Consider the following 26403-nt stretch of genomic DNA (forward strand, 5'->3'; position numbering starts at 1 on the left):
CATAGGTGAAAGGGGGAAGCTGCGGCTTCCCCCTTTTGTTTTGGGCTGGTGGAATGCGACGAACTTAGGTTCCGGGCTTCGCCGGAAGTCATGGGCGCCAGTGGCGCGCATGACATGCTTAAGCGTGTGGTTGAAGTAGCACTTAATTTGCTCACCTAAGCTAAAGACCGTCATCCCGGCGCAGGCCGGGATCCAATTTCCCCAAACGAAGCCGGTCTGCAAGCACCTAGTCATATTGTCGGGTTACGATAGCAGGATGCCAAGCTCCATCTCCTTCCGCGAAGCCCTGCTCTACTGGCTCAAGCTCGGCTTCATCAGCTTCGGCGGACCCGCCGGCCAGATCGCCCTCATGCACAGCGAACTGGTCGAGCGCCGCCGCTGGATTTCCGAGCAGCGCTTCCTGCACGCCCTGAACTACTGCATGCTGCTGCCCGGTCCCGAAGCGACCCAGCTGGCCGTCTACATCGGCTGGCTGCTGCACCGCACCTGGGGCGGTATCGTGGCCGGGCTGTTGTTCATCCTGCCCTCGCTGCTGCTCCTGATCGGCCTGTCCTGGATCTACCTGGCCTGGGGCCACCTTCCCGTCATCGCCGGGGTCATGGCGGGCATCAAGCCGGCCGTGGTGGCGATCGTGATCGGCGCCGCCTGGCGCATCGGCACCCGCACGCTGCGCAACGGCGCGCTGGCGGCGATCGCGGCACTGGCCTTCGTCGCCATCGCCGTGCTCGATGTCCCCTTCCCCCTGATCGTGCTGGCGGCCGCGCTGGCGGGCCTGGTGGGCGGACGCCTGTGGCCGCAGCGCTTCCAGCCCGGCGGCGGCCATCCCGCCAGCCGCAAGCACTATGGCCCGGCCCTGATCGACGACGACACCCCCACGCCGGCGCACGCGCGCTTCTCCATGCGCGGCCTGGCCAAGGCCGGCCTGATCGGCATCGGCATGGCACTGGGCGCGTGGCTGCTGCTTGCCGCCGTCTACGGCGTGGACGGCACCCTCACGCGCATGGGCTGGTTCTTCACCAAGGCTGCCCTGATGACCTTCGGCGGCGCCTACGCGGTGCTGCCCTACGTGGTGCAGGGCGCGGTCGACAAATACGGCTGGCTGAGCGCCACCCAGATGATCGACGGGCTGGCGCTGGGCGAGACCACGCCGGGTCCCCTGATCATGATCGTCGCCTTTGTCGGTTTCGTGGGCGGCTGGACCCATGCCGCGTTCGGCCCGGCCGCCCTGCCCCTGGGCGGCATTGCCGGGGCGCTGGTGGCCAGCCTGTTCACCTTCCTGCCCTCGTTCGTGTTCATCCTGGCGGGCGGGCCGCTGGTCGAGTCCGGGCGCGGCAACGTGCGCCTGACCGCCCCGCTCACCGCGATCTCGGCCGCCGTGGTCGGCGTGGTCGCCAGCCTGGCCGTGTTCTTCGGCCAGCACGTGTTCTTTGCCGGCGGCCAGCTCCAGCCGGACGCGATCGCCATCGGCCTGGTGGCGGCAATCGCCCTGCTGCGCTTCAAGCTCGGGCCCATCAAGCTGATCGCCGCCTGTGCGCTGGCGGGGGTCGTGCTATCGTATTGGCATGCCTGAAAAAATCATCCTGCTGAACGACCTGCGCTCGCCCCTGCTTCCGGTGCCGGCGGCGCCGGACGCGCCCACCGGACTGTTGTCCGACGCCCTGGGCCGGCCGCTGCACGACCTGCGCATCTCGGTGACCGACCGCTGCAATTTCCGCTGCGTCTACTGCATGCCGAAAGAGGTGTTCGACAAGGACTACGCCTACCTGCCGCACAGCGAGCTGCTCTCGTTCGAAGAGATCACGCGCGTGGCGCGCCTGTTCATCGCCCACGGCGTCGAGAAGATCCGCCTGACCGGCGGCGAGCCGCTGCTGCGCAAGAACCTGGAACGCCTGGTCGGCATGCTGCGCGCGCTTCCCACGCCGAGCGGCCGCCCGCTCGACCTCACGCTCACCACCAACGGCTCGCTGCTGGCGCGCAAGGCGCGCGCCCTGAAGGACGCGGGCCTGGACCGCGTGACGGTCTCGCTCGACGCCCTCGACGATGCCGTGTTCCGGCGCATGAACGACGTCGACTTTGCGGTGGCCGACGTGCTGCACGGCCTGGACGCCGCCCACGAGGCCGGGCTGGGCCCGATCAAGGTCAACATGGTCGTCAAGCGCGGCACCAACGAAGACCAGATCCTGCCGATGGCGCGCCACTTCAAGGGCTCGCCCTTCATCCTGCGCTTCATCGAATACATGGACGTGGGCGCTTCGAACGGCTGGAACATGGTTGACGTGATTCCGTCCGCCGAGGTGATCCGCCGCATCGGCGCCGAGCTGCCGCTGGCGCCGGTCGCCGCCAACTACATGGGCGAGACCGCCGCGCGCTGGCGCTACCTGGACGGCGGCGGCGAAGTCGGTGTCATCTCCAGCGTCACCCAGGCCTTCTGTCATGACTGCACGCGCATGCGCCTGTCGACCGAAGGCAAGCTGTACACCTGCCTGTTCGCCACCCAGGGCCACGACCTGCGCACCCTGCTGCGCACGGAGCGCAGCGATGCGGAGATCCTCGGCGCCGTGGCCCAGCTCTGGCGCGGCCGTACCGACCGCTATTCCGAGCAGCGCACGGTCGATACCTCGGGCCTGGCGCGCGGCAAGAAAGTCGAAATGTCGTACATCGGCGGCTAATACTTCGAACAATATGGAAAAGACACTCATCACGGGACTGATCCTGGCGGGCGGGCGCGGCTCGCGCATGGGCAACGTCGACAAGGGCCTGCAGCCTTTCCGCGGCAAGCCGATGGCGCAGCACGCGATCGAGCGCCTGCTGCCCCAGGTCGGCTCGGTCATGGTCAACGCCAACCGCAACCTCGATGCCTGGCTGGAGCTGGCCGCGCCCGTATGGGCTGACGAAACGCCCGGTTTCGCGGGCCCGCTGGCCGGGCTGGAGGCGGGGCTGATGCACTGCGCCACGCCCTGGCTGCTGGCGGTGCCCTGCGATTCGCCCTTCCTGCCGCGCGACCTGGCCGAGCGCCTGGCCGCCGCGGTCGAAGAACACGACGCCGACCTTGCCTATGCGGTCACCCAGGAAGCGGGCATGCGCCCCCAGCCCCACCCCGTGTTCTGCCTGGTGAAGGCGAGCCGGCTGCCGGTGCTGTCGCGCTACCTGCTCGAGGGCGGACGGCGCATGGACGGCTGGTACAAGGACCTGAAGGCGGTCGAGGTGCTGTTCGAGGACGCGGACGCCTTCCGCAACATTAATACGCTGGACGAACTGCAGGGCCTGGACCAGACGGCGGCGCAGGCAGTTGCCCCTAGCCTGGCGCAGGTGGCGAGCTGCCTCTCCAGCTACGATCCGGAAGCCCTTCCTGTACGCGACGCCCAGCGCATCATCCGCGAGTTCGTGCAGCCTGTGCGTGCGGTGGAAAAAGTCGCGCTGCGTGCGGCGCTCGGCCGCGTGCTGGCGGCAGACGTCATTTCTCCGATCAACGTGCCGGCCCACGACAACTCGGCCATGGACGGCTTCGCCCTGCGCGGCGCCGACCTGCGCCCTGACGCGCCGGTCACGCTGCGGGTGCTCGGCACGACCTACGCCGGCAATGCCCTTGGCGTGGTGCCGGCGAGCGGAGAATGCGTGCGCATCATGACGGGCGGCGTCATGCCCGAAGGCTGCGACAGCGTAGTGCCGCAAGAGTTCGTCACCCAGGATGGCGATCGGATCACCGTGCCCGCTGGCGTGATCCGCCCGGGCGACAACCGGCGCTTCGCCGGCGAAGACCTGAAGGCCGGCGGCCCTGCCCTGACGGCGGGCCGCGTGGTGCGCCCGCCCGACCTGGGGATGCTGGCTTCGCTCGGCATCCCCGAGGTCGCTGTGCAGCGCCGCCTGCGCGTGGCCTTCTTCTCGACCGGCGACGAACTGCGCTCGGTCGGCGAATCGCTGGAAGAAGGCTGCGTCTACGACAGCAACCGCTACACCATCTACGGCATGCTGCAGCGCCTCGGCTGCGACATCATCGACATGGGCGTCGTGCGCGACGATCCGCAAGCGCTGGAGGAAGCCCTGCGCAGCGCCTGCGAGAACGCCGACGCCATCATCACTTCGGGTGGGGTGTCGGTCGGCGCCGCCGACTACACCAAGCAGATCATGGCAAAACTAGGCGACGTCACCTTCTGGAAGATCGGCATGCGCCCGGGGCGCCCGCTGGCTTTCGGACGGGTGAACTCGAACGGCCGCAGCGCCTTCCTGTTCGGGCTGCCCGGCAATCCGGTAGCGGTGATGGTCTCGTTCTACTTCTTCGCGCGCGAGGCGCTGCTGCGCATGATGGGCGCCGAGGCTCCGCTGCCGCTGCTGCGCGCGCGCTCGAGCGGCGCGATCCGCAAGAAGCCCGGGCGCACCGAATACCAGCGCGGCATCCTGGCGCGCGGCGCCGACGGCGAACCGGAAGTGCGCATCACGGGTTCCCAGGGCTCGGGCATCCTGCGCTCGATGTCGGAAGCGAACTGCATGGTGGTGCTGCACGACGAGCAGGGCAATGTCGCGGATGGCGACATGGTGGACGTATTAGTCTTTGAGGGGTTGATGTAGGGTGGTCGGCTTTGCCGACCGCGCGTCGATCGTTAACGCTTGAATCGACGCAGAGGCAGATCTTGCATGGTTTGAACGCGCGGTCGGCAGAGCCGACCACCCTACTTACTCATCCGAATCCAGCCTATCAGGCCCCAGCATCAGCTGCGCGGCCTCGGACGGCAGTGCCTCCACCGACTTCAGCTTCTTCGCCATCACCCGGCTGCGCACCTCGGCGCTTTCGATGTTCTTGGCTGCCTTTTCCAGCGTCGCCTTGGTGGTGGCCAGCACGTCGCCGAACTTGGTGAACTCCGTCTTGACCGCGCCCAGCACCTGCCACACCTCGGACGAGCGCTTTTCCAGCGCCAGCGTGCGGAAGCCCATCTGCAGGCTGTTGAGCAGCGCGGTCAGGGTCGAGGGGCCGGCGATCGTCACGCGCAGCGAGCGCTGCAGGTCGTCGGCCAGGCCGGGACGGCGCATCACTTCCGCGTACAGGCCTTCGGTCGGCAGGAACAGGATGGCGAAATCGGTGGTCTGCGGCGGCGACACGTATTTCTCGCAAATGGTCTTGGCCTCGACCCGCACCGCGCGTTCCAGCTCGGCGCCGTAGCGCGCCACGCCCTCGGCGTCGGCTGTTTCGGCCGCTTCCAGCAGGCGTTCGTACTGCTCCTTGGGGAACTTGGCGTCGATCGGCAGCCACAGCGGCGGGCCGCCGTCGACCGTGCCCGGCAGCTTGATGGCGAATTCGACGCGTGCGCCAGTACCGGCGATGGTTTCAACATTCTTGGCGTATTGGTCGACAGTCAGCACCTGCTCCAGCAGCATCTCCAGCTGCACTTCGCCCCAGGTGCCGCGGGTCTTGACGTTGGTGAGCACGCGTTTCAGGTCGCCCACGCCGATCGCCAGCTGCTGCATCTCGCCCAGGCCCTGGTGCACCTTTTCCAGGCGCTCGCTGACCTGCTTGAACGACTCGGTTAGACGAGTTTCCAGCGTCGCGTGCAGCTTCTCGTCGACGGTCTGGCGCATCTCTTCCAGGCGCTTGGCGTTATCGAGCTGCAGGTCGCGGATCTTGGTTTCCAGCGTGCCGCGCACTTCCAGCATGCGCTGGGCATTCGATTCCGTCAGGTTGGACAGGGTCAGCTGCAAGGTGTCGGCAAAACGCTTCAAGGCGCGTGCCTGCTCCTCGCGGCCGCTCGCGGAATGCAGCTGCATCTGCTGGCGCATGCCATCGAGCTGTTGCACCGTCGCTGCGTGGTACTGCCCCATGTGGCCGGAGACTTCCTGGCGCGTGGCCTGGGCGGTCGACTGCATTTCGAGCCGCAGTTCACGTTCCAGGCGTTCGATGTGGCGGCCGTCTCCCGCGTTGCGCGCACGGGCGAGCAGCAGGAATTGCAGGACGATGACGATCGCGACAGCAATCAGGATCAGGAGTTCAACCATGCCCATGCGTCAGTCCGCCTTGTTCCGCATCCAGTCGGCCGTGTGGTAGAAGGACTGCATCATCCGCATGCGCAGTTCCTCGTCGTAGCCCAGGTCTTCCATGGCCCAGGCCATGGCGCGCAGCCACTGGTCGCGTTCCCTGGTGCCGATGGCGAACGGCAGGTGGCGTGCACGCAGGCGCGGGTGACCATGCTGCTGCACGAACAGGTCGGGGCCGCCCATCCAGCCGGACAGGAACATGAACAGCTTTTCGCGCGAGCTGTCGTTGGGTTGCGGGTGCATGGCGTGGATCTCGGCGAATTCCGGCTCCAGCTGCATCAGGTCGTAGAAACGGTCGACCAGTTCGCGCAGGCGCTCGGCGCCGCCCATCACCTCGTAGAGGGTTTGTGCTTCGGGGGTGTTCGATTCGGACATGCCAGCATGATAGCGCGCCGGGGTGACTGCTGGCCACCCCGGCGCCTGGCTGTTGCAATTTGGCGCTTAGGCTTCTCGCAAGGTCTGCAGCGGCGGCTGGCGCAGCACGCTGCGCAGGCCCAGCCAGCCGCCGATCAGGGCACAGACCGCGCCGACCAAGGCGCCCGCCAGCCACACCTGCGGCTCGAAACGCCAGGCGAACTTGAAGACGAATTCCGCCAGCACCCAGCCCATCGCCGCGGCGCCGGTCGCCGCCAGCACGCCGGACAGGCCGCCGACCAGCAGGAACTCGATCCGCTGCGCCGTGGCCAGCTGGCCGCGGGTGGCGCCGAGCGCACGCAGCAGGCCCGCTTCGCGGGTGCGTTCCGACTGCGATCCCATCAGGGCCGCGTACAGCACCAGCACGCCCGATGCCAGCGTGAACATGAACAGGAACTCGACCGCCACCACCACCTGGTCCAGCACTTCCTGCAGCTGGCGGATGATGCCGGAGACGTCGATCACGGTCAGGTTCGGATAGGCGCGCGTCAGCGCATTGGTGAGGTTCCCGCCCGCATTTGCTCCACCTTCGGGAAGGTGGAAGGCCGTCATGTAGCTGGCCGGGGCATTCGCCATCGCCGCCGGGTTGATGATGACGAAGAAGTTGGCCCGCATCGAACCCCATTCCAGCTTGCGCAGGCTGGTCACCTTCGCTTCGACCGGCAGCCCGGCCATGTCGAAGCGCATCACGTCGCCCAGCTTCAGGCCCAGGGTCTTGGCCAGGCCCTGCTCGACCGAGGCTTCGGCCACGCCTGGCGCGTCCTTGTACCAGCTGCCGGCGACGACCTCGTTGGTCTCGGGCAGGTTAGGCATCGTGGACAGGTTGAACTCGCGCTCGGCCAGGCGGCGCGCGTCGCCGTTCTGGTAGGTGTTACGGGTGAGCTGCTTGCCGTTGATGGCGGTCAGGCGACCGCGGATCATCGGGTACAGCACGGGCTTGGTCACGCCCGCGCCGCGCAGCTGCTGCTCGACGCCGGCGGCCTGCTCGGGCTGGATGTTGATGATGAAGCGGTTCGGCGCGTCCGGCGGCGTGGCCAGGCGCCAGGCCGCCATCAGGTCGCCGCGCACCACGGTGAGCAGCAGCAGCGCCATCAGGCCCAGTGACAGCGACACCACCTGCACCACGGTGGCGCCGGGGCGGCGCTGCAGCGAGGTGATGGCGAAGCGCCAGGCCTGGTGCTTGAAGGCGCCACGCAGGCCGCGCAGCAGGCGCAGGCCAAGCCAGGCCACCAGCGCGAACACACCGAGGCCGCCGAGGAAGCCGCCGGCCGTCATCAGGGCCAGCTTGGTATCGCCGGCCTGCCACAGCAGGAGCAGCAGGAACACGCCGATGCCCAGGCCATAGGTGGCCAGCGCCAGCGGCTGGGGCGCAGCGGCTTCGCGCCGGATCACACGGTTGTGCGGCACGTTGCGCAGCTGGAGCACCGGCGGCAGCGCGAAGCCGACCAGCAGCAGCATGCCGGTGGCGATGCCCTGCAGCGCCGGCAGCATCGACACCGGCGGCAGGTCGGGCGGCAGCAGGCTGCCGATCATCTCGAGCAGCACGAAGTGGGCGCCGAAGCCGACCGCCACGCCCAGCACGCTGCCCGCCAGGCCGACGATGGCGAACTCGATCAGGTACAGCGCGCCGACCTGGTTCTGGGTCATGCCCAGGCAGCGCAGCATGGCGCAGGCGTCGAGGTGGCGCTGCATGAAGCGGCGCGCCGCCATCGCCACCGCGACCGCCGCCAGCATCGCCGACAGCAGGCCGACCAGCGACAGGAAGCTGTCGGCGCGGTCCAGCGTGGCGCGCATCTCGGGACGGCCGTTCTCCAGCGTCTCGATGCGCACTCCGCGCACGTTGCGCGCGGCGATATCGGCGCGCAGCCATGTTTCGTATGCCGCCACGCCGGAGATATCGTTGCGCGAGGGCGAGGCCACCTGCAGCCGGTAGCTCACGCGCGAGAAGGCGTCGACCAGGTGCGTGGCCGGCAGGTCCGCCATCGACAGCATCACCCGCGGGGCGAAGTTGGCGAAGGAGGCGCCCTTGTCCGGTTCGGTGGCGATCAGCTGGGCGATGCGAAACTGCTTGTCGCCGAGCTGGATCGTGCCGCCCACGCCGACCCGCAGCGCGGGCAGCAGGTTGGCGTCCACCCACACGGTGCCGGGCGCCGGAATCCCATCGGTCTTCTGGCCGAGGGCGCGGCTGGCCGCGTCCGGGTCAAGCGTGATGGTGAGCTGGCCGCGCAGCGGATAGCCGGGCGTGACCGCCTTGACGGCGGCCAGCTGGGCGCTCGTGGCCTCGCCCTCGCCCGCCTGGGCCATGCTCTGGAAAGTCGCGGTTTCGGCGATGAGCAGGCCGCGCCGCGTGGCCTCGTCACGCCAGCGCTGCTGGATCGGATCGTCGGCGTTCAGCAGCAGATCCGCGCCCAGCAACTGGTGGGCATCGCGGTTCAGGCCTGCACGCATGCGGTCGATGAAGAAACCCACCGAGGACAGGGCCGATACGGCCACGATCAGGGCCACCAGCAGGAAGCGCAGCTCGCCCGCGCGCCAGTCGCGCGCGGTCATGCGAAGGGACTGGATCAGCATGCGTGTTCCTTAAGCGGCAGTGGCGTGAGCGGTAAAGAAGGCGTCCACCTCGCCGAGAAAAGCGCGCTTGCGCTCCGGATCGAGGAAGGAGGCGGCGAAGCTGTTGCGCGCCAGCTGGCGCGCGTGTCCGGCGTCCAACGGCAGCGCCTCGAAGGCGGCGATGAAATTGTCGTTCATGTAGCCGCCGAAGTAGGCCGGGTCGTCCGAGTTGACGGTGGCCGCCAGGCCCGCATCCAGCAGCGCGCGCAGGTTGTGGCTGCCCATGACGTCGAACACGCGCAGCTTGATGTTCGACAGCGGGCACACGGTCAGCGCCATGCCCTCGCGCGCCAGGCGCGCCACCAGTTCCGGGCTTTCCAGGCTGCGCACGCCATGGTCGATGCGCTCGACCTTGAGCACGTCGAGCGCGCTTTCGATGTAGGCGGGCGGCCCCTCCTCGCCCGCATGCGCCACCAGGCGCAGGCCGAGCTGGCGCGCGCGCTCGAACACGCGCGCGAATTTTTCCGGCGGGTGCCCGACTTCGGACGAATCGAGGCCGACGCCAATGAACTTGTCGCGGTAAGGCAGCGCCTCGTCCAGCGTGGCCAGCGCTTCTTCTTCCGACAGGTGCCGCAGGAAGCACATGATGAGGGTGGCGCTGATCGGGCCTTCCTGGCAGGCGCGCCAGATGCCGTTGATGACGGTTTCGAAAGGCACGCCGCGCGCGGTATGGGTTTGCGGGTCGAAGAAGATCTCCGCGTGGCGCACATTGTCTGCATGCGCGCGCGCCAGATAGGCGGTGGTCATATCGTAGAAGTCCTGCTCGGTAAGCAGCACGCTGGCGCCGGCGTAATAGATGTCGAGGAAGGATTGCAGGTCCGTGAAAGCGTAGGCCTCACGCAACGCCTCGACCGAGGGATAGGGCAGCGATACGCTGTTTCTTTGTGCCAACGCAAAGATCAGCTCAGGCTCGAGCGAACCCTCGATATGGACATGTAATTCTGCCTTCGGCATGTTCTGCAGGACGCTGCGCAACTGGTCATTCAGCATGGTGTTCTCCGGCGCTTCGCTTGGTTCGATGGGACATGGGCAACTAGTGTAACGCATGCCTGTCCTGCCCTGTGCCATAGGTGCAATGGCCCATTTTTCAGGCCCTCGTATTGACAGTACGCGTGCGCCACAGCTTGCACATATCGTGCAATATCGGATCACAACTGTTGATATTTAAGCAGCCTGAAGCGGCCTGAATCGACCGTTTCAGACCCGCGTCAAAGGCCTTGCCGACACCCTTCTCCGGGCCTCGCCCAAGACCGCAAAAAACGGGTTTTCCTTATTCGATTCAAGCACTTGCATATGCATTAGCTACGCGCACGGCACTGCTTTGACTTCGGGAACCATTAGGCACATAATAAATTTCACCAACGCAAAAAAAGACGCTCTCCAAGCAGCGGGAGGCCGGACCGTTCGACCAGGACGATCCGGGACGACAACAAGAAAATCGCCAGCATTTCCGGCGCCGGCCAACCCGGTTCCGCGTGCGGCGACCCACAAGGAGCACGCCAATAAAGACCGGGGCCCGAGGCAGCCCTTGCACAGTCGGCTGCCATGACAGTGATGTTGTTCGCACACCAGTTGCACATAAAGGACATCGAAATGAGCATCTTTGACAACTACACCGCCCGCTATGAGCGTACCCGGGAAGAGGAATACTCCATGTCGGAGTTCCTTCAACTGTGCAAGAAGGATCCCCTGACCTATGCCAGCGCGCCCGAGCGCATGCTGGCCGCCATCGGCGAGCCCACCCTGATCGACACCCGCCTCGACCCGCGCCTGTCGCGCATCTTCGCCAACAAGGTGATCAAGGTCTATCCGGCCTTCCGCGAATTCTACGGCATGGAAGAAGTGATCGAGCAGGTCGTCTCCTACTTCCGCCACGCGGCACAAGGCCTGGAAGAGCGCAAGCAGATCCTCTACCTGCTGGGTCCGGTCGGCGGCGGCAAGTCCTCGATCGCCGAAAAGCTCAAGAGCCTCATGGAACATGTGCCCTTCTACGCGATCAAGGGTTCCCCCGTGAACGAATCGCCGCTGGGCCTGTTCAACGAAGCCGAGGACGGCACCATCCTCGAAGAGGATTACGGCATCCCGCGCCGCTACCTGCGCGGCATTCCGAGCCCGTGGGCGGTCAAGCGCCTGCACGAGTTCGGCGGCGACATCAACAAGTTCCGCGTGGTCAAGCGCTATCCGTCGATCCTGAAGCAGATCGCGGTTTCCAAGACCGAACCGGGCGACGAAAACAACCAGGACATTTCCTCGCTGGTCGGCAAGGTCGACATCCGCAAGCTCGAAGATTACGCCCAGGACGATCCGGACGCCTACAGCTATTCGGGCGGCCTGTGCCTGGCGAACCAGGGCCTGATGGAATTCGTCGAGATGTTCAAGGCGCCGATCAAGGTGCTGCACCCGCTGCTGACGGCCACGCAGGAAGGCAACTACAAGGGCACCGAAGGCTTCGGCGCGATTCCCTTCGAGGGCATCGTGCTGGCCCACTCCAACGAGTCCGAGTGGAAGACCTTCCGCAACAACCGCAACAACGAGGCTTTCCTCGATCGTATCTACATCGTCAAGGTGCCCTACTGCCTGCGCGTGTCGGACGAGATCAAGATCTACGACAAGCTGCTCTACAACTCCTCGCTCGACAAGGCGCCCTGCGCGCCCGGCACCCTGCGCATGATGGCGCAGTTCGCGATCCTGTCGCGCCTGAAGGACCCGGAGAACTCCAGCATCTATTCCAAGATGCTGGTGTATGACGGCGAGAACCTGAAGGACACCGACCCCAAGGCCAAGTCCCTGCACGAGTACGTCGACTATGCCGGCGTGGACGAAGGCATGAACGGCCTGTCGACCCGCTTCGCGTTCAAGATCCTGTCCAAGGTCTTCAACTTCGACAATACCGAAGTGGCGGCGAATCCGGTGCACCTGCTCTACGTGCTCGAGCAGCAGATCGAGCGCGAGCAGTTCCCGCCGGAGACGGAGCAGCGCTACCTCTCCTACATCAAGGAACACCTGGCGCAGCGCTACGTCGATTTCATCGGCAAGGAAATCCAGACCGCCTACCTGGAAAGCTATTCCGAGTATGGCCAGAACATCTTCGACCGTTATGTGACCTTCGCCGACTTCTGGATCCAGGACCAGGAGTTCCGCGACCCGGACACCGGCGAGAGCTTCGACCGCGAATCGCTCAACGCCGAACTCGAGAAGATCGAGAAGCCGGCCGGCATCTCGAATCCGAAGGATTTCCGTAACGAGATCGTCAACTTCAGCCTGCGCGCGCGGGCCACCAATGCCGGCAAGAACCCGGCTTGGACCAGCTACGAGAAATTCCGTAGCGTGATCGAGAAGAAAATGTTCTCGAACACTGAAGAACTCCTGCCTGTGATCTCCTTCAATGCCAAAGCGAGTGCCGAGGATGCCAACAAGCATGCCGACTTCGTGGCCCGCATGGTCGAGAAAGGCTATACGCCGAAACAGGTGCGACTGCTGTGCGAGTGGTACCTGCGCGTCAGGAAATCGTCCTGAGCTGACAGGCAGCAGCGCGCCGGGCGGCGGCGCAGACCCTGCCCCCAGCGCGTGCGCGTTCGCCAGCACGCACGCGCAGTACGCGCATTCACGCCGCGTATTAAGATAGGGGCACCGGGTTTGCCGGTCCGCCGCGAACCTAGCAGGAACTGAGCAGGAGGGATGTTTTGACTTACCTCATCGACCGTCGCTTGCAGGGCAAGAACAAGTCCGCGGTCAACCGCGAACGCTTCCTGCGCCGCTACAAGGCGCAGATCAAGGACGCGGTCGGCCGCGCGATCAAGGGCCGCTCGATCACCGATATCGAGAACGGCGAAAAAGTCACGATCCCCGTCAAGGACGTGAACGAACCCCACTTTGGCCACGCCCATGGAGGCGTCTGGGAAACCGTCAATCCCGGAAACACCGAATACCAGAAAGGCGACCAGTTCAATCGTCCGCGCAGCGGCGGCGGCGGCTCCGGGCGCGGACGCGCCGGCAACAGCGACCAGACCGTCGAAGACGACTTCATCTTCGAACTGTCGCGCGAAGAATTCATGAACTACTTCTTCGAGGATCTCGAGCTGCCGAACATGGTCAAGACGCAGCTCACCCAGACCATCGAATACAAGAACCAGCGCGCCGGCTACAACGTGTCCGGCACGCCCTCCAACATCCACGTGCTGCGCTCGCTGCGCGGCGCGCTGGGACGCCGCATCGCCGTCGGCGGTCCGGCCAAGCGCCAGCTCAAGGAAGCCGAGGAAGCGCTGCAAGCCCTGTTCGACGAAGGCGCGCCGTCCGACGACGAGGGAGTGATCGAACTCAAGGACAGGATCCACCACCTGCACATCCGCCTGAACGCGATCCCCTTCATCGACCCCTTCGACCTGCGCTACTCGAACCGGATCAAGGTGCCCAAGCCGAGCACCTCGGCCGTGATGTTCTGCATCATGGACGTGTCCGGGTCGATGGACGAAACGCGCAAGGACACCGCCAAGCGCTTCTTCATCCTGCTCTACCTGTTCCTGAAGCGCGTCTACGACAAGATCGAAGTCGTCTTCATCCGCCACCACACGGCCGCGGCCGAGGTCGACGAAAACGAGTTCTTCCACTCGCGCGAATCGGGTGGCACGGTGGTGTCCTCGGCCCTGCACCTGCTGCAGAAGATCCTGGCCGAACGCTACGGCAGCGCCGACTGGAACGCCTACGTGGCCCAGGCTTCGGACGGCGACAACTGGGACAACGACTCGGTGCTGTGCCGGCAGATCCTCAGCAATGCCATCATGCCGCGGGTGCAGTACTACACCTATGTCGAGATCACCGACGGCCCGCCGCAGAACCTGTGGGAGCAATATTGCGAAGTGGCCGACAACCACAAGAACTTCGCGATGCAGAAGATCGTCACCCCGGCCGACATCTACCCGGTATTCCGTGAGCTGTTCAAGAAACAGCCCAGGTGACAACAATACGGAGGCCCGCCATGCCAAGAGACCCGAACAACCCGCGCGCCCTGCCCGACCAGTCGGAGTGGACCTTCGACCTGATCGAACAGGCGCACGAGGAAATCAAGCGGGTGGCCAAGCGCTACGGCCTGGACACCTACCCCAACCAGCTCGAGATCATCACCGCCGAACAGATGATGGACGCCTATACGTCCGTCGGCATGCCGGTGTCGTACAACCACTGGTCGTTCGGCAAGCACTTCCTGACGACCGAAAAAAGCTACAAGCGCGGCCAGATGGGCCTGGCCTACGAGATCGTCATCAACTCGGATCCCTGCATCGCCTACCTGATGGAAGAGAACAGCCTGACGATGCAGGCCCTGGTGATCGCGCACGCTGCCTACGGGCACAATTCATTCTTCAAGGGCAATTACCTGTTCCGCACCTGGACGGATGCCGAAGCCATCGTCGACTACATGGTGTTTGCCAAGAACTATATCGCCGAGTGCGAACAGCGCTACGGCATCGACGCCGTCGAGGAACTGCTCGATTCCTGCCACGCGCTGCAGAACTATGGCGTCGATCGCTACAAGCGACCGGCCAAGCTGTCGGTGGCACAGGAAACCGCGCGCCAGAAGGAACGCGAGGAATACGCCCAGTCGCAGGTCAACGAGATCTGGCGCACCCTGCCGCTGCGCGAAGAACAGGTGGCGGCTGCCGCTCCGCTGCGCTTCCCGCCCGAGCCGGAAGAGAACCTGCTGTACTTCATTGAAAAGTACGCGCCGCTGCTGGAACCCTGGCAGCGCGAACTGGTGCGCATCACGCGCAAGATCTCGCAGTATTTCTATCCGCAGCGCCAGACCCAGGTGATGAACGAAGGCTGGGCCACCTTCTGGCATTACACGATCCTGCAAGACCTGTATAAAGAGGGCATCGTGGGCGACGGCTTCATGCTGGAGTTCCTGCAGAGCCATACGAACGTGGTCTACCAGCCGCCGGCGACCAGCCCGTATTACAGCGGTATCAATCCGTACGCGCTCGGTTTCGCGATGATGACCGACATTCGGCGCATTTGTGAAGACCCGACCGAGGAAGACCGCCAATGGTTCCCGGACATCGCCGGCAGTGACTGGCTCAAGACCCTCGACTTTGCGATGCGCAATTTCAAGGACGAGAGCTTCATCGCCCAGTACCTGTCGCCCAAGCTGATCCGCGAATTCCACTTCTTCGCCGTGCTCGACGACGACCGCAGCGACAAGCTGACCATCTCGGCAATCCACGACGAGCAGGGCTACCGCTACGTCCGGCAAAAGCTGGCCGACCAGTACAACCTGGGCAGCCGCGAACCGAACATCCAGGTGTGGCAGGTCAATACCCGGGACGACCGCGCCCTGACCCTGCGACATACCCAGTTCAACCGCCGGCCGCTGAACCAGCAGGCCCAGGAGGTGCTGAAGCACGTCGCGCGCCTGTGGGGCTTCGACGTGCGGCTGGAAACGGTAGATCCGAGCGGCCACGTGGTCAGCTTCCTCGAGTGCCGGCGCGAGAAGCGCGGCCGCTGAGCCACCGGCCGGCTGCTTGGCAGGTAGCCCCTTTCAGGCAGGCCCTTACAGGCAGCCCCGTGCAGGCAGCCCTTGCGCGTACCCCGCCCGCATCGCGGGCACCGCCCAGCCGGCAGCGTCCTTGCGGCGTTGCCGGCCTTTCCTACCACTCTCTGGCAAGTTCGAGCGCCGCACGATTGCCTTTTCGCCTACGGTCGCGTTACACTCCAGCTCACACCCGCTTCGGGTAATTGCCGGTAAGCTCTTGTACGCCGCCCTTACTCACCCAGCCCAGCTTTCATTTCCATGCTTGGCCGCATCTTTTACTACCCCTCCCCCTAGCAAATCACCAGTCCGACGTAATTTTTTTTCGCATCCGTGCGCAAACAGACTGTTCAAATCGTCGATTTCCATGTAGTTTTGCCATGCATGAGCATCAGATATCGCGCGCCCTGTTAGCAGAAGCACAACTGAAGCATATCAAGACGCGTTTCCCCCATGAGTTCCAGCTATGGGCGACAGAGGGAAACGGGGGCTTCTCGGGCTGCTCAACAGGACGCGGAGCTTCGATGAAACTGGCTATAGTTTGTAAAAAGATCCGCCTTGCAGTATATGAAATTTGCTGTAGAGCTGATTTAGCATGAAAAATTTGGTAAAACTGGCATCCATGCCTGATGATCCACAGATGGAGGACGAGCACTACATAAAATTACAAATCACCCCTGCTTTCTGGACCACGGACACCCTCGCGCCGCGCTTGTATAGATGAGCCAGTTTGGGCGTTTTTAAAGGCAGTTAGGACCCCTTTCGGGGGTATAAAAATGTCTCCTCAAAAAAGAATTCGTAGGTATAATTCTTTGATGTCCCGGATGCGGCCCTAGGTTTTTGTCGTGTTTAGTGGGTTTAGTGGCAACAAAAAAGAGTTGGTATTGGAGAAAGATGGCATGAATTTTACGCATGATAAGCAACCGGGCAGGAATTTCACCGGTCTCGCCATTGTTATCCTGTTGCACGTTCTGGTAGCTTGGGCAGTCATCAATGGCCTGGGCACCCGCATCGTCACCAAGGTAACCGAGGCTGTGGAAACGAAACTGATTGAAGAGGTGAAACCGCCGCCACCGCCGGAAACGCCGCCACCGCCGCCACCGCCAGAGATGAAGGCTCCGCCACCGCCGTTCATCCCGCCGGTCGAAGTGCAGGTGCAGACGCCGCCGCCGCCGCAGAACGCGATTGTCACCGCAACCAATACGCCGCCGCCGACCACCTCGCTGGCGCCTCCGGCTCCTCCGGCACCACCGGCTCCGCCGGCACGTGGTCCGGCCGGCCCGAGCCGTACCGAAGCGGTTGCAGACTTCAACACTTGCGCACGTCCGGAATATCCGCGTTCGTCGCAGCGTAACGAAGAGACCGGTACCACCCAGCTCCAATTCCTGATTGGCGCGGATGGACGAGTGATGGAATCCAAACTGCAGAAGTCGTCTGGCTTCCGCGACCTGGACCGGGCTGCGCAATCGGCCCTGAGCAAATGCCGATTCAAGCCGGCCACGGTCGATGGCCAGCCGCAACAGGCATGGACAGCGGTGCAGTACGTCTGGACGCTGGAATAAACCCGAGACAACTCATCGTCTCAACTCTATGATTTTCGTTGTTACTAAGTTCAGCGAACTGTCTATTTTATATTTTTGGAGGAAGCATGTTTAAGAATACCCGTTTGTCCGCTATGCTCGCGGCTGTCCTGTTCTCGGTATCGGCAGCATCGGCCCTGGTCTCCGCACCGGCCTTCGCTGACGCACCTGCCGCAGGCGCTGCTGCTCCGGCGGCTGACGCGGCTGCAGCACCGGCTGCCGACGCAGCTGCTGCACCGGCTGCCGACGCAGCCGCCGCTCCGGCTGGCGACGCTGCCGCTCCGGCTGCTGGCGCGACCGAAGAAGTCCACAACCCGTACGGCTTCCAGGCCATGTGGGAAGAAGGCGACTTCGTCAACAAGGGCACCATCATCATCCTGTCGCTGATGTCGATGGGTTCGTGGTACATCATCATCACCAAGCTGATCGACCAGCAGAAGATCATGCGCCAGTCGAAGGAAGCTTCGGCCAAGTTCTGGAAAGCGCCGTCGATCGCCGCTGGCTCGGCTCAGCTGAAAGAAGGCTCGCCGTTCCGCTTCATCGCTGAAACCGGCACCAAGGCAACCCAGCACCACGACGGCGCCCTGCTCGAGCAGATCGACCTGTCGACCTGGGTGACCATGCAGATCCAGCGCGCCGTGGACCGCGTCCAGTCGCGTCTGCAAGATGGCCTGTCGTTCCTGGCAACCGTCGGTTCGACCTCGCCGTTCATCGGTCTGTTCGGTACCGTCTGGGGCATCTACAACGCGCTGACCGCCATCGGTATGTCGGGTAACGCGTCGATCGACAAAGTGGCAGGCCCGGTGGGTGAAGCACTGATCATGACCGCATTCGGTCTGTTCGTTGCAGTCCCGGCGGTTCTGGGTTACAACTGGCTGGTTCGTCGTAACAAGTCGGTCATGGAAGACATCCGTTCGTTCTCGGCTGACGTTCACTCGGTCCTGATCTCGGGTGCCATGTCGACCTCGAACGCAGCTGCTGGTGCCAAGAAGGCTGGTTAATCATGTCGATGAGTGTCGGCTCCGATTCCGGAGATGAAGATGCCGTGATGTCAGAGATCAACACGACGCCGCTAGTCGACATCATGTTGGTTCTTCTGATCATCTTCCTGATCACCAGCCCGGTGGTTCTGAATCTGCAGAAGGTTAACCTGCCTGCGGAAACGAACCAGGTCACCAAGTCCAAGCCGGAAGACGTCAACATCACCATCAACAAAGATGGCGAGATGTACTACAACCAGACCCGCCTCGCGAACACGGACGAGCTGTTCAAGTTCCTCGCGGAGCAGTCGGTGAAATTGCCGCAGCCGGCAGTGAAGGTTCGTGGTGACCAAGCGTCGCGTTACGAAGCCGTCGGCCGCGTGATTTACACGGCTCAGCGTGCTGGGATTCAGAAGGTCGGTTTCATCATCGAACCGCCTGACAAGGGCTAATGTCCTGTCCGCGATATCGGGGTTTTCTACGGAAGACCTTGATATCGCGTCCGTGACCCCAACATTTGAAAAGGAAACACCATGGGCATGAACGTAGGTTCGGGCTCCGCTAAAGGAGCTGATCCGGAACCGATGATGGAAATGAACATGACGCCGCTGATCGACGTCCTGCTCGTTCTCATCATCATGATGATTATCACGATTCCTAAACAAGACCACTCGGTCAATCTGAACATGCCGGTCGGCACTCCGCCGCCGCAGACCCAGGAGCCGGTGGTTGTGACGATTGACGTGGACTTCGACGGCACCATCCTCTGGGATGGCCAGGTTGTCCCGGATCGTGCGACTCTGGAAGCCAAGATGAACAGCGTCGCTGCGATGCCGAACCAGCCGGAAGTGCACCTGCGTCCGAACAAGCTGGTCGAGTACAAGGTGGTCGCCGGTGTCATGGCAACCGCCCAGCGTCTCGGCGTCACCAAGATCGGCATGGTCGGTAACGAGCAGTTCCAGTAATCGATCCATGTATGACCAACACGGCAGGGTTTCCCTGCCGTGTCCATTTTGAAGAAGGATGTTTTCAGATGATTAAATTCCGTCTCGCACACCTTGGCCTCGCACTGGCCGCCCTCGGCTTCACCGCCGCCCTGCCGGTCGTCGGCCTGGCACCTGTGCACGCCGCGGTCTCCCTGCGTCCGGAAGTCGGCAAGCCGCTGCAGCAAGCGCAGTCGCTGATGAAATCCGGCAATGCCAAAGGTGCCCTGGCCGCCCTGCGCGACGCGGACAAGGCAGCCAAAACCGATGACGAACGCTTCCTGATCGAGCGCGTGCGCGCCTCGGCGGCCTCGTCGGCCGGTGACTGGGGTACCGCCGCCAAATCCTTCGAAGCCCTGCTCGATTCGGGCAAGCTGAGCGCAGGCGAGCGTTCGCAGTTCTCGGAAGGCCTGGTCGGCATCTACATGCGCGCCGGCGACCTGAACAAGGCAAATGAGACCATCAAGAGGCTGCTGCAAAAGGGTAACGATCCGAAGCTGCGCGCCTACCTGCTGCAGAACTACTACAAGCAGGGCAACGTCGCCGCGCTCGAGCAGGAACTGCGCGTCGCCGAAAAGAGCGGCCGCCTGACCGAAGACGAACTCGGCATGCTGGCGAACATCCAGCTCAAGAAGAATGACAAAGCAGGCTATGTCGATACCATCGAGAAGCTGGCCTCCAGCTATCCGAAGGCCCAGTACTGGAACGACCTGCTGAACCGCGTGCAGGGCAAGCCGGGCTTCTCGGGTCGCCTGATGGTGGACGTGTATCGCCTCAAGCTGGCCAACAACCTGATGAAGAAGCCGAGCGAGTTCATGGAAATGGCCCAGCTGGTGCTGCAGGCGAAAGCCCCGGCCGAAGCGCTGAAGGTCATCGACAAGGGCTACAAGGCCGGCGCCCTGGGCACCGGTGCGGACGCCGAACGTCACAAGCGCCTGAAGGATCTGGCTGACAAGAACATGGCCGACCAGAACAAGGGCATCGCCGCCCTCGAAGCCGAATACACCGCCGCCAAGGACAACGACGCGCTGGTGGGCCTCGGCTACGCGCTGGTGCAGGCAGGCCAGGCCGACAAGGGCCTGAAGATGATGGAAAGCGCCATCAAGGCCGGCGGCCTGAAGTACGGCGAAGAAGCCAAGCTGCGCCTGGGCGAAGCCTATGCCGCGGCCGGCAAGAAGTCGCAGGCGATCAGCACGCTCAAGACCGTTTCGGGCAAGGACGGCAGCGCCGACCTGGCCCGCTACTGGATCATGGCGATCAATCGCCCGATCTCGGGCTAAGACGCTTCGATTCAATCGACGCAGAACGCCGCCTGTTCGCAGGCGGCGTTTTTTTATTGCGCCACCGCATCCCACCCTGCCACTCAGACCATTCCTCGTCCTCCCCGGGGGATCGTTGCTGTGCAACATGCGAGTTACCGTATAATCAGGTATTTCGCAGGGCAGCAGCCCGCTGCGCAACTGGAACCATTGATGAAGGTATTTCGCGGACTTCCCAACGACAGGGCGCGCGCACCCTGCGCCCTCACGATCGGCAACTTTGACGGTGTCCACCGCGGGCACCAGGCATTGTTGGCGCACGTGCGCGGCGCCGCCGCCAGACTCGGGATCGAAGCAGCCGTGATGACCTTCGAGCCGCACCCGCGCGAATATTTCGCCAGCCGGGCAAACGACCTGTCCAAGGCCCCGGCCCGCATCGCCAACCTGCGCGACAAGCTCGGCGACCTGTCCAACGCCGGCATCGACCGCGTCATCGTCGAACACTTCAACGAACACTTCGCCGCCCAGTCGCCGCAGGATTTCATCGAACGCGTGCTGGTCGAGGGCCTGCACGTCAAGTGGCTGATGGTGGGCGACGACTTCTGCTTCGGCGCCCGCCGCGCGGGCGACATCGCCATGCTGCAGGAAGCGGGCCGCAAGCACGGCTTCGAAGTCCAAACCCTACCCGCCGTGATGCTGGGCGAACGCCGCATCTCGTCCTCCGCCGTACGCGAAGCGCTGGCGGGCGGCGATTTTGGCGCCACCCAGCAGCTGCTCGGCCATCCGTACGCGATGTCCGGCCATGTGATCCACGGCCAGAAGCTCGGCCGCACGCTGGGCTTCCCGACCCTGAACCTGCGCGTGGCGCACCGCCCTGCCCTGGCCGGCATCTTCGTGGTCCAGGTGCATGGCCTGGCGGCAGGTGGTGAAAATAAGCCGCTGCCCGCGGTGGCCAGCCTGGGCGTGCGCCCGACCGTCGAAGACCTAGGGCGCATGCTGCTGGAAGTGCACGTGTTCGACTACGAGCAGCCGAGCTACGGCAAGCTGGTGCGGGTCGAATTCCTCGCCAAGCTGCGCGACGAGGAAAAATACGTCGACCTGCCTACCCTCACCGCCGCGATCGAGCGCGACGCCCTGCAGGCGCGGGCGTTCTTCGCGCACCGCGCCGGCGCCCTGACGGCGACCGACCGAATTTGACACGCGTCCGCCGTGCCGCAAGGCGCGGCCGGCGCATGCAGCCACCGAATACGGCCGACAATCCACGCGGCCACACAGAATCCCCTAGAGAAGAAGCTTATGTCCGATATCAAACCAGTCCAGAACAACGCCGGCCAGAAGGCCGCGAAGAAGCCAGAGAGCAAATACCCGGTCAATATGACCGACACCCCCTTCCCGATGCGCGGCGACCTCGCCAAGCGCGAGCCGGGCTGGGTCAAGCAATGGCAGGACAAGAAGATCTACCAGCGCATCCGCAAGGCGGCCGCGGGACGTCCGAAGTTCATCCTGCACGACGGTCCGCCGTATGCGAACGGCGACATCCACCTCGGCCACGCCGTCAACAAGATCCTGAAAGACATGGTCGTCAAATCGCGCACCATGGCCGGCTTCGACGCCCCTTACGTGCCGGGCTGGGACTGCCACGGCATGCCGATCGAGATCCAGATCGAAAAACTGTACGGCAAGAACCTGCCCACCGCCGAGGTGCTGCAGAAAGCGCGCGCCTATGCGCTCGAGCAGATCGACCGCCAGCGCGCCGGCTTCATCCGCCTGGGCGTGCTGGGCGAATGGGAAAACCCCTACATGACCATGGCCTACAGTAACGAGGCCGACGAGCTGCGCGCCCTCGGCAAACTGCTCGACAAGGGCTACGTCTACCGTGGCCTGAAGCCCGTCAACTGGTGCTTCGACTGCGGCTCGGCCCTGGCCGAAGCGGAAGTCGAATACCAGGACAAGCGCGACCCGGCGATCGACGTCGGCTTCCCGTTTGCGGAACCGGAAAAAGTAGCAAGCGCCTTCGGCCTGGACTCGCTCCCGACCAACAACGGCTTCATCGTGATCTGGACCACCACCCCGTGGACCATCCCGTCGAACCAGGCCCTGAACGCCAACCCGGAAGTCACCTACGCCCTGGTCCAGGCGGAACGCGACGGCGCCCCTCTGCTGCTGATCCTGGCGCAGGACCTGGTCGAAGCCACCCTGCAGCGCTACAAGCTGGTAGGCACGGTCATCGCCACCACCCTGGGCGCGAAACTGGACGGCATCCGCTTCAAGCACCCGCTGCACGCCCAGGATCCGTTCTACGACCGCACGTCGCCCGTGTACCTGGCCGACTACGTCACCACCGACAGCGGCACCGGCGTGGTCCACTCGGCCCCAGCCTACGGCCTGGAAGACTTCCAGTCGTGCAAGGCGCACGGCATGAAGGACGACGAGATCCTGAAACCCGTGATGGGCGACGGCCGTTTCGCCTCGACCCTGCCGCTGTTCGGCGGCCTGACCATCTGGGAAGCCAGCAAGCCGATCTGCGAAGCCCTGCGCAGCGCGGGCGCCCTGTTCGAACTGAAGATGTTCGACCACAGCTACATGCACTGCTGGCGCCACAAGACCCCGATCGTCTACCGCGCCACCAGCCAGTGGTTCGCCGGCATGGACCTGACGCCGAAAGACGGCGGCCCGACCCTGCGCGAAACCGCGCTGGCCGGCATCGCCGAAACGCAGTTCTTCCCGGACTGGGGCCAGGCGCGCCTGCAGGGCATGATCGCCAACCGTCCGGACTGGACCCTGTCGCGCCAGCGCCAGTGGGGTGTGCCGATGGCCTTCTTCATCCACAAGGAGACCGGCGAGCTGCACCCGCGCACCCCGGAACTGCTGGAACAGGTCGCCAAGCTGATCGAACAGAAAGGCATCGAGGCCTGGCAGCAGCTCGATCCAAGCGAACTGCTGGGCCTTGACGCGGCGCACTACGAGAAGAACAAGGACACCCTGGACGTGTGGTTCGACTCCGGCTCGACCCACCAGACCGTGCTGCGCGGCTCGCACCAGGAACAATCCGCCTTCCCGGCCGACCTCTACCTGGAAGGCTCGGACCAGCACCGCGGCTGGTTCCACTCGTCGCTGCTGACCTCCTCGATGCTCAACGGCCGTCCGCCCTACAAGGCGCTGCTGACCCACGGCTTCACCGTCGACGAGAACGGCAAGAAGATGTCCAAGTCGCTCGGCAACACGCTGGCGCCGCAAAAGATCTCCGACACGCTCGGCGCCGACATCCTGCGCCTGTGGGTGGCCTCGACCGACTACACGGGCGAGCTGTCGATCGGCGAGGAGATCCTCAAGCGCGTCACCGAGTCGTATCGCCGCATCCGCAACACCCTGCGCTTCCTGCTCGCGAACACCTCGGACTTCAATCCGGCCCAACACGCCGTCCCGGTGGCCGAGCTGTTCGAGATCGACCGCTACGCGCTGGCCGAGACCGCGAAGCTGCAGCAGGATATCGCCGCGCACTTCGAGCGCTACGAATTCCACCCGGTGGTGGCGCGCCTGCAGAACTTCTGCTCGGAAGACCTGGGCGGCTTCTACCTCGACATCCTGAAGGACCGCCTCTACACCACCGGCGTCGATTCGCAAGCCCGCCGCTCGGCCCAGACCGCGCTGTGGCACATCGCGCACAGCCTGCTGCGCGTGATGGCGCCGATCCTGTCCTTCACCGCCGAGGAAGCCTGGGCCGTGTTCGCGGGCCAGCAAGCGTTTGCCGAGAGCGACGAGACCATTTTCACCCAGACCCTGTGGGCCTTCCCGGAGATCGCGGATGGCGACGCGCTGCTGGCCAAGTACGCCGCGCTGCGTGAGGTGCGCGCCGAGGTGACCAAGCAGCTGGAAGAAGTGCGCGCCTCGGGCGCCATCGGCTCCTCGCTGCAGGCGGAGCTGGCGATCAAGGCCGCGGGCGACAAGTATGCGCTGCTCTCGAGCCTGGACGACGACCTGAAGTTCGTGTTCATCACCTCGCAGGCCGGCGTCGAGCAGGTCCAGGATGCCGCCAACGAGGCGGTGAGCGTGACCCCGTCGGAAGCGGACAAGTGCGAGCGCTGCTGGCACTACCGCCGCGACGTCGGCCACGATCCAGCGCACCCCGGCCTGTGCGGCCGCTGCACCAGCAACCTGTTCGGCCGCGGCGAAGCCCGCCGCTACGCTTAACCCCTGACGGGGCTCCACCGCCATGCCGGTCCCAGAACCGGCATGGCGGGCACCGACCTACACACCATGGCCACCAAAATCAAAAAAGCCTCACCCGTCTACAAGTCTTCCGCCAGCCTGTTCCCATGGCTCGGCCTGGCCTTGATTGTCGTCCTGCTCGACCAGGTCACCAAGCTCACGGTCGAGCGGACCTTTGCCTATGCCGAGACCCTGCCGATCACCAGCTTCTTCAACCTGATCAAGGTCTACAACCCGGGCGCGGCCTTCAGCTTCCTGGGCGACGCCAGCGGATGGCAGCGCTGGTTCTTCCTCGCGATCGCGATCGGCGCGGTGGGTTTCTGCCTGTACATGATGAAGAAAAACGCCAGCCAGCGCCTGTTCTGCTTCGCGCTGGCCCTGATCATGGCGGGGGCTGTCGGCAATGGCATCGACCGCGTCGTCCATGGCCACGTGATCGACTTCCTCGACTTCTACTGGAAGGGCGTCGGCCACTTCCCGGCCTTTAACATCGCCGACATCGGCATCTCGCTGGGCGCCTTCCTGTTCGTCGTCGACGAACTGCGGCGCGTGAACAAATCCTAAGAAGCAGTCCACAGCAGGAGGCAGCATGAGCATGGAGCTCAAGGACAAGAAAATCGTCCTCGGCCTGACCGGGGGCGTAGCCTGCTACAAGGCGGCCGAACTGTGCCGCGCCCTGGTCAAGGGAGGCGCCAGCGTGCAGGTGGTGATGAGCGAAGCGGCCACCCACTTCATCGGCACGGTCACCATGCAGGCCCTGTCCGGCCGGCCGGTCTACACTGACCAGTGGGATCCGCGCATGCCGAACAACATGGCGCACATCGACCTCACCCGCGACGCCGACGCGATCCTGATCGCGCCCTGCTCGGCCGACTTCATGCGCAAACTCGCGCACGGCGCGGCCGACGACCTGCTGTCGACCCTGTGCGTGGCCCGTCCGCGCCGCGTGCCGCTGCTGGTGGCGCCGGCGATGAACGTCGAGATGTGGGAAAACCCGGCCACCCAGCGCAACGTCAGGCAGCTGCAGGAAGACGGTGTGTGCCTGTTCGGCCCCGCATCCGGCTCGCAGGCCTGCGGCGAGACCGGCCAGGGCCGCATGCTGGAAGCCGACGAGCTGGTCGAGGAACTTGTCGCCTCGTTCCAGCAGAAGGTGCTGGCAGGCCGGCGCGTCCTGATCACGGCCGGGCCGACCTTCGAGCCGATCGATCCGGTGCGCGGCATCACCAACCTCTCCTCGGGCAAGATGGGCTATGCGGTGGCGCGCGCCGCGCGCGAAGCCGGCGCCGAAGTCACCCTGGTATCCGGCCCGACCGCCCTGCCCACCCCCCACGGCGTGCGCCGCATCGACGTGCTCACCGCCCAGCAGATGCACGACGTGGTCATGGCCGGCATCGAGGGCCAGCACGTCTTCATCGGCGTGGCGGCGGTCGCCGACTGGCGCGTGGCGAATGCCAGCGACCAGAAGATCAAGAAAGTCGACGGCGGCGGCGCGCCGCAGCTGGAGTTCGTGCAGAACGCCGACATCCTGGCCACGGTCGCCGCCACCACCACCCTGTCCGGCTGGCCCTATTGCGTGGGCTTCGCGGCCGAGTCCGGCAACCTGATGGAATTCGGCGCGGCCAAGCGCGAGAAAAAAGGCATTCCCCTGTTGGTGGGCAACATCGGACCGCAGACCTTCGGGCAGGATGAGAACACCATCATCCTGTTCGACGAAAGCGGCCATACCGTATTGCCGCGCGCCGACAAGCTGACGCTGGCGCGCCAGCTGGTTTCCGAAATCGCGAAGCGCCTGGAACGGCGCTCGCTCCTGACCTAAAAGAA

19 protein-coding genes are annotated in these 26403 nt (G+C 64.4%); 15 read left to right on the plus strand and 4 right to left on the minus strand.

Annotation, left to right across the window (positions count from 1 at the left end):
• Nucleotides 1-256 precede the first annotated feature (256 nt).
• From chrA to glp, 3 genes are read left to right on the plus strand one after another with little or no spacing between them, the layout of a single operon-like run.
• On the plus strand, nt 257-1570 hold the full coding sequence (gene chrA, locus LK539_RS02955; RefSeq protein ID WP_227799414.1) for a chromate efflux transporter: 1314 nt from the start codon (nt 257-259) through the stop codon (nt 1568-1570).
• On the plus strand, nt 1563-2669 hold the full coding sequence (moaA, locus tag LK539_RS02960) for a GTP 3',8-cyclase MoaA (RefSeq protein WP_227799415.1): 1107 nt from the start codon (nt 1563-1565) through the stop codon (nt 2667-2669). Before chrA ends, moaA begins: the two co-directional genes overlap by 8 nt.
• Nucleotides 2670-2682: 13 nt before the next feature.
• Nucleotides 2683-4566: a gephyrin-like molybdotransferase Glp gene (glp, locus tag LK539_RS02965; protein ID WP_227799416.1), complete on the plus strand. Its 1884-nt coding sequence runs from the start codon at nt 2683-2685 to the stop codon at nt 4564-4566.
• Nucleotides 4567-4671: 105 nt separating this feature from the next.
• On the opposite strand, the gene LK539_RS02970 is transcribed toward glp, so the two are convergent.
• From LK539_RS02970 to LK539_RS02985, 4 genes are all read right to left on the minus strand, one after another.
• A complete protein-coding gene (locus tag LK539_RS02970; protein WP_227799417.1) occupies nt 4672-5991 on the minus strand; it encodes a DNA recombination protein RmuC in 1320 nt (439 codons plus the stop codon).
• Nucleotides 5992-5994: 3 nt separating this feature from the next.
• Nucleotides 5995-6399: a group II truncated hemoglobin gene (locus LK539_RS02975; protein ID WP_227799418.1), complete on the minus strand. Its 405-nt coding sequence runs from the start codon at nt 6397-6399 to the stop codon at nt 5995-5997.
• 66 nt (nt 6400-6465) lie between these two features.
• Nucleotides 6466-9009: an ABC transporter permease gene (locus tag LK539_RS02980; RefSeq protein WP_227799419.1), complete on the minus strand. Its 2544-nt coding sequence runs from the start codon at nt 9007-9009 to the stop codon at nt 6466-6468.
• A gap of 9 nt (nt 9010-9018) precedes the next feature.
• On the minus strand, nt 9019-10038 hold the full coding sequence (locus tag LK539_RS02985) for an adenosine deaminase (protein WP_227799420.1): 1020 nt from the start codon (nt 10036-10038) through the stop codon (nt 9019-9021).
• Nucleotides 10039-10641: 603 nt separating this feature from the next.
• Between LK539_RS02985 and LK539_RS02990 the strand changes: the two genes are divergently transcribed.
• From LK539_RS02990 to coaBC, 12 genes are all read left to right on the plus strand, one after another.
• Nucleotides 10642-12564: a PrkA family serine protein kinase gene (locus tag LK539_RS02990; protein ID WP_227799421.1), complete on the plus strand. Its 1923-nt coding sequence runs from the start codon at nt 10642-10644 to the stop codon at nt 12562-12564.
• Nucleotides 12565-12731: 167 nt separating this feature from the next.
• Complete coding sequence (locus tag LK539_RS02995; protein WP_227799422.1) at nt 12732-14003, plus strand: YeaH/YhbH family protein; 1272 nt, start codon at nt 12732-12734, stop codon at nt 14001-14003.
• 20 nt (nt 14004-14023) lie between these two features.
• On the plus strand, nt 14024-15547 hold the full coding sequence (locus LK539_RS03000) for a SpoVR family protein (RefSeq protein WP_227799423.1): 1524 nt from the start codon (nt 14024-14026) through the stop codon (nt 15545-15547).
• A gap of 923 nt (nt 15548-16470) precedes the next feature.
• On the plus strand, nt 16471-17133 hold the full coding sequence (locus LK539_RS03005) for an energy transducer TonB (protein ID WP_227799424.1): 663 nt from the start codon (nt 16471-16473) through the stop codon (nt 17131-17133).
• A gap of 86 nt (nt 17134-17219) precedes the next feature.
• Entirely contained in the window at nt 17220-18152 is a 933-nt protein-coding gene (locus LK539_RS03010; RefSeq protein WP_227799425.1) for a MotA/TolQ/ExbB proton channel family protein, read from the plus strand.
• Nucleotides 18153-18154: 2 nt separating this feature from the next.
• Nucleotides 18155-18583: a biopolymer transporter ExbD gene (locus LK539_RS03015; protein ID WP_227799426.1), complete on the plus strand. Its 429-nt coding sequence runs from the start codon at nt 18155-18157 to the stop codon at nt 18581-18583.
• An 81-nt stretch (nt 18584-18664) separates the two neighbouring features.
• Complete coding sequence (locus tag LK539_RS03020; RefSeq protein WP_227799427.1) at nt 18665-19096, plus strand: biopolymer transporter ExbD; 432 nt, start codon at nt 18665-18667, stop codon at nt 19094-19096.
• Between the two features lie 68 nt (nt 19097-19164).
• Nucleotides 19165-20394, plus strand: a complete 1230-nt coding sequence (locus LK539_RS03025; protein ID WP_227799428.1) for a lipopolysaccharide assembly protein LapB — start codon at nt 19165-19167, stop codon at nt 20392-20394.
• A 192-nt stretch (nt 20395-20586) separates the two neighbouring features.
• The gene (locus LK539_RS03030) at nt 20587-21570 is read left to right on the plus strand and encodes a bifunctional riboflavin kinase/FAD synthetase (RefSeq protein ID WP_227799429.1); all 984 of its coding nucleotides are present in this window, start codon (nt 20587-20589) and stop codon (nt 21568-21570) included.
• A 99-nt stretch (nt 21571-21669) separates the two neighbouring features.
• Nucleotides 21670-24564: an isoleucine--tRNA ligase gene (gene ileS, locus LK539_RS03035; protein WP_227799430.1), complete on the plus strand. Its 2895-nt coding sequence runs from the start codon at nt 21670-21672 to the stop codon at nt 24562-24564.
• Between the two features lie 66 nt (nt 24565-24630).
• Entirely contained in the window at nt 24631-25146 is a 516-nt protein-coding gene (gene lspA, locus LK539_RS03040) for a signal peptidase II (protein WP_227799431.1), read from the plus strand.
• A gap of 31 nt (nt 25147-25177) precedes the next feature.
• Nucleotides 25178-26398, plus strand: a complete 1221-nt coding sequence (gene coaBC, locus LK539_RS03045) for a bifunctional phosphopantothenoylcysteine decarboxylase/phosphopantothenate--cysteine ligase CoaBC (RefSeq protein ID WP_227799772.1) — start codon at nt 25178-25180, stop codon at nt 26396-26398.
• Nucleotides 26399-26403 lie beyond the last annotated feature (5 nt).

The organism is Massilia sp. IC2-476, assembly GCF_020707295.1.
Classification (GTDB): domain Bacteria; phylum Pseudomonadota; class Gammaproteobacteria; order Burkholderiales; family Burkholderiaceae_D; genus Telluria.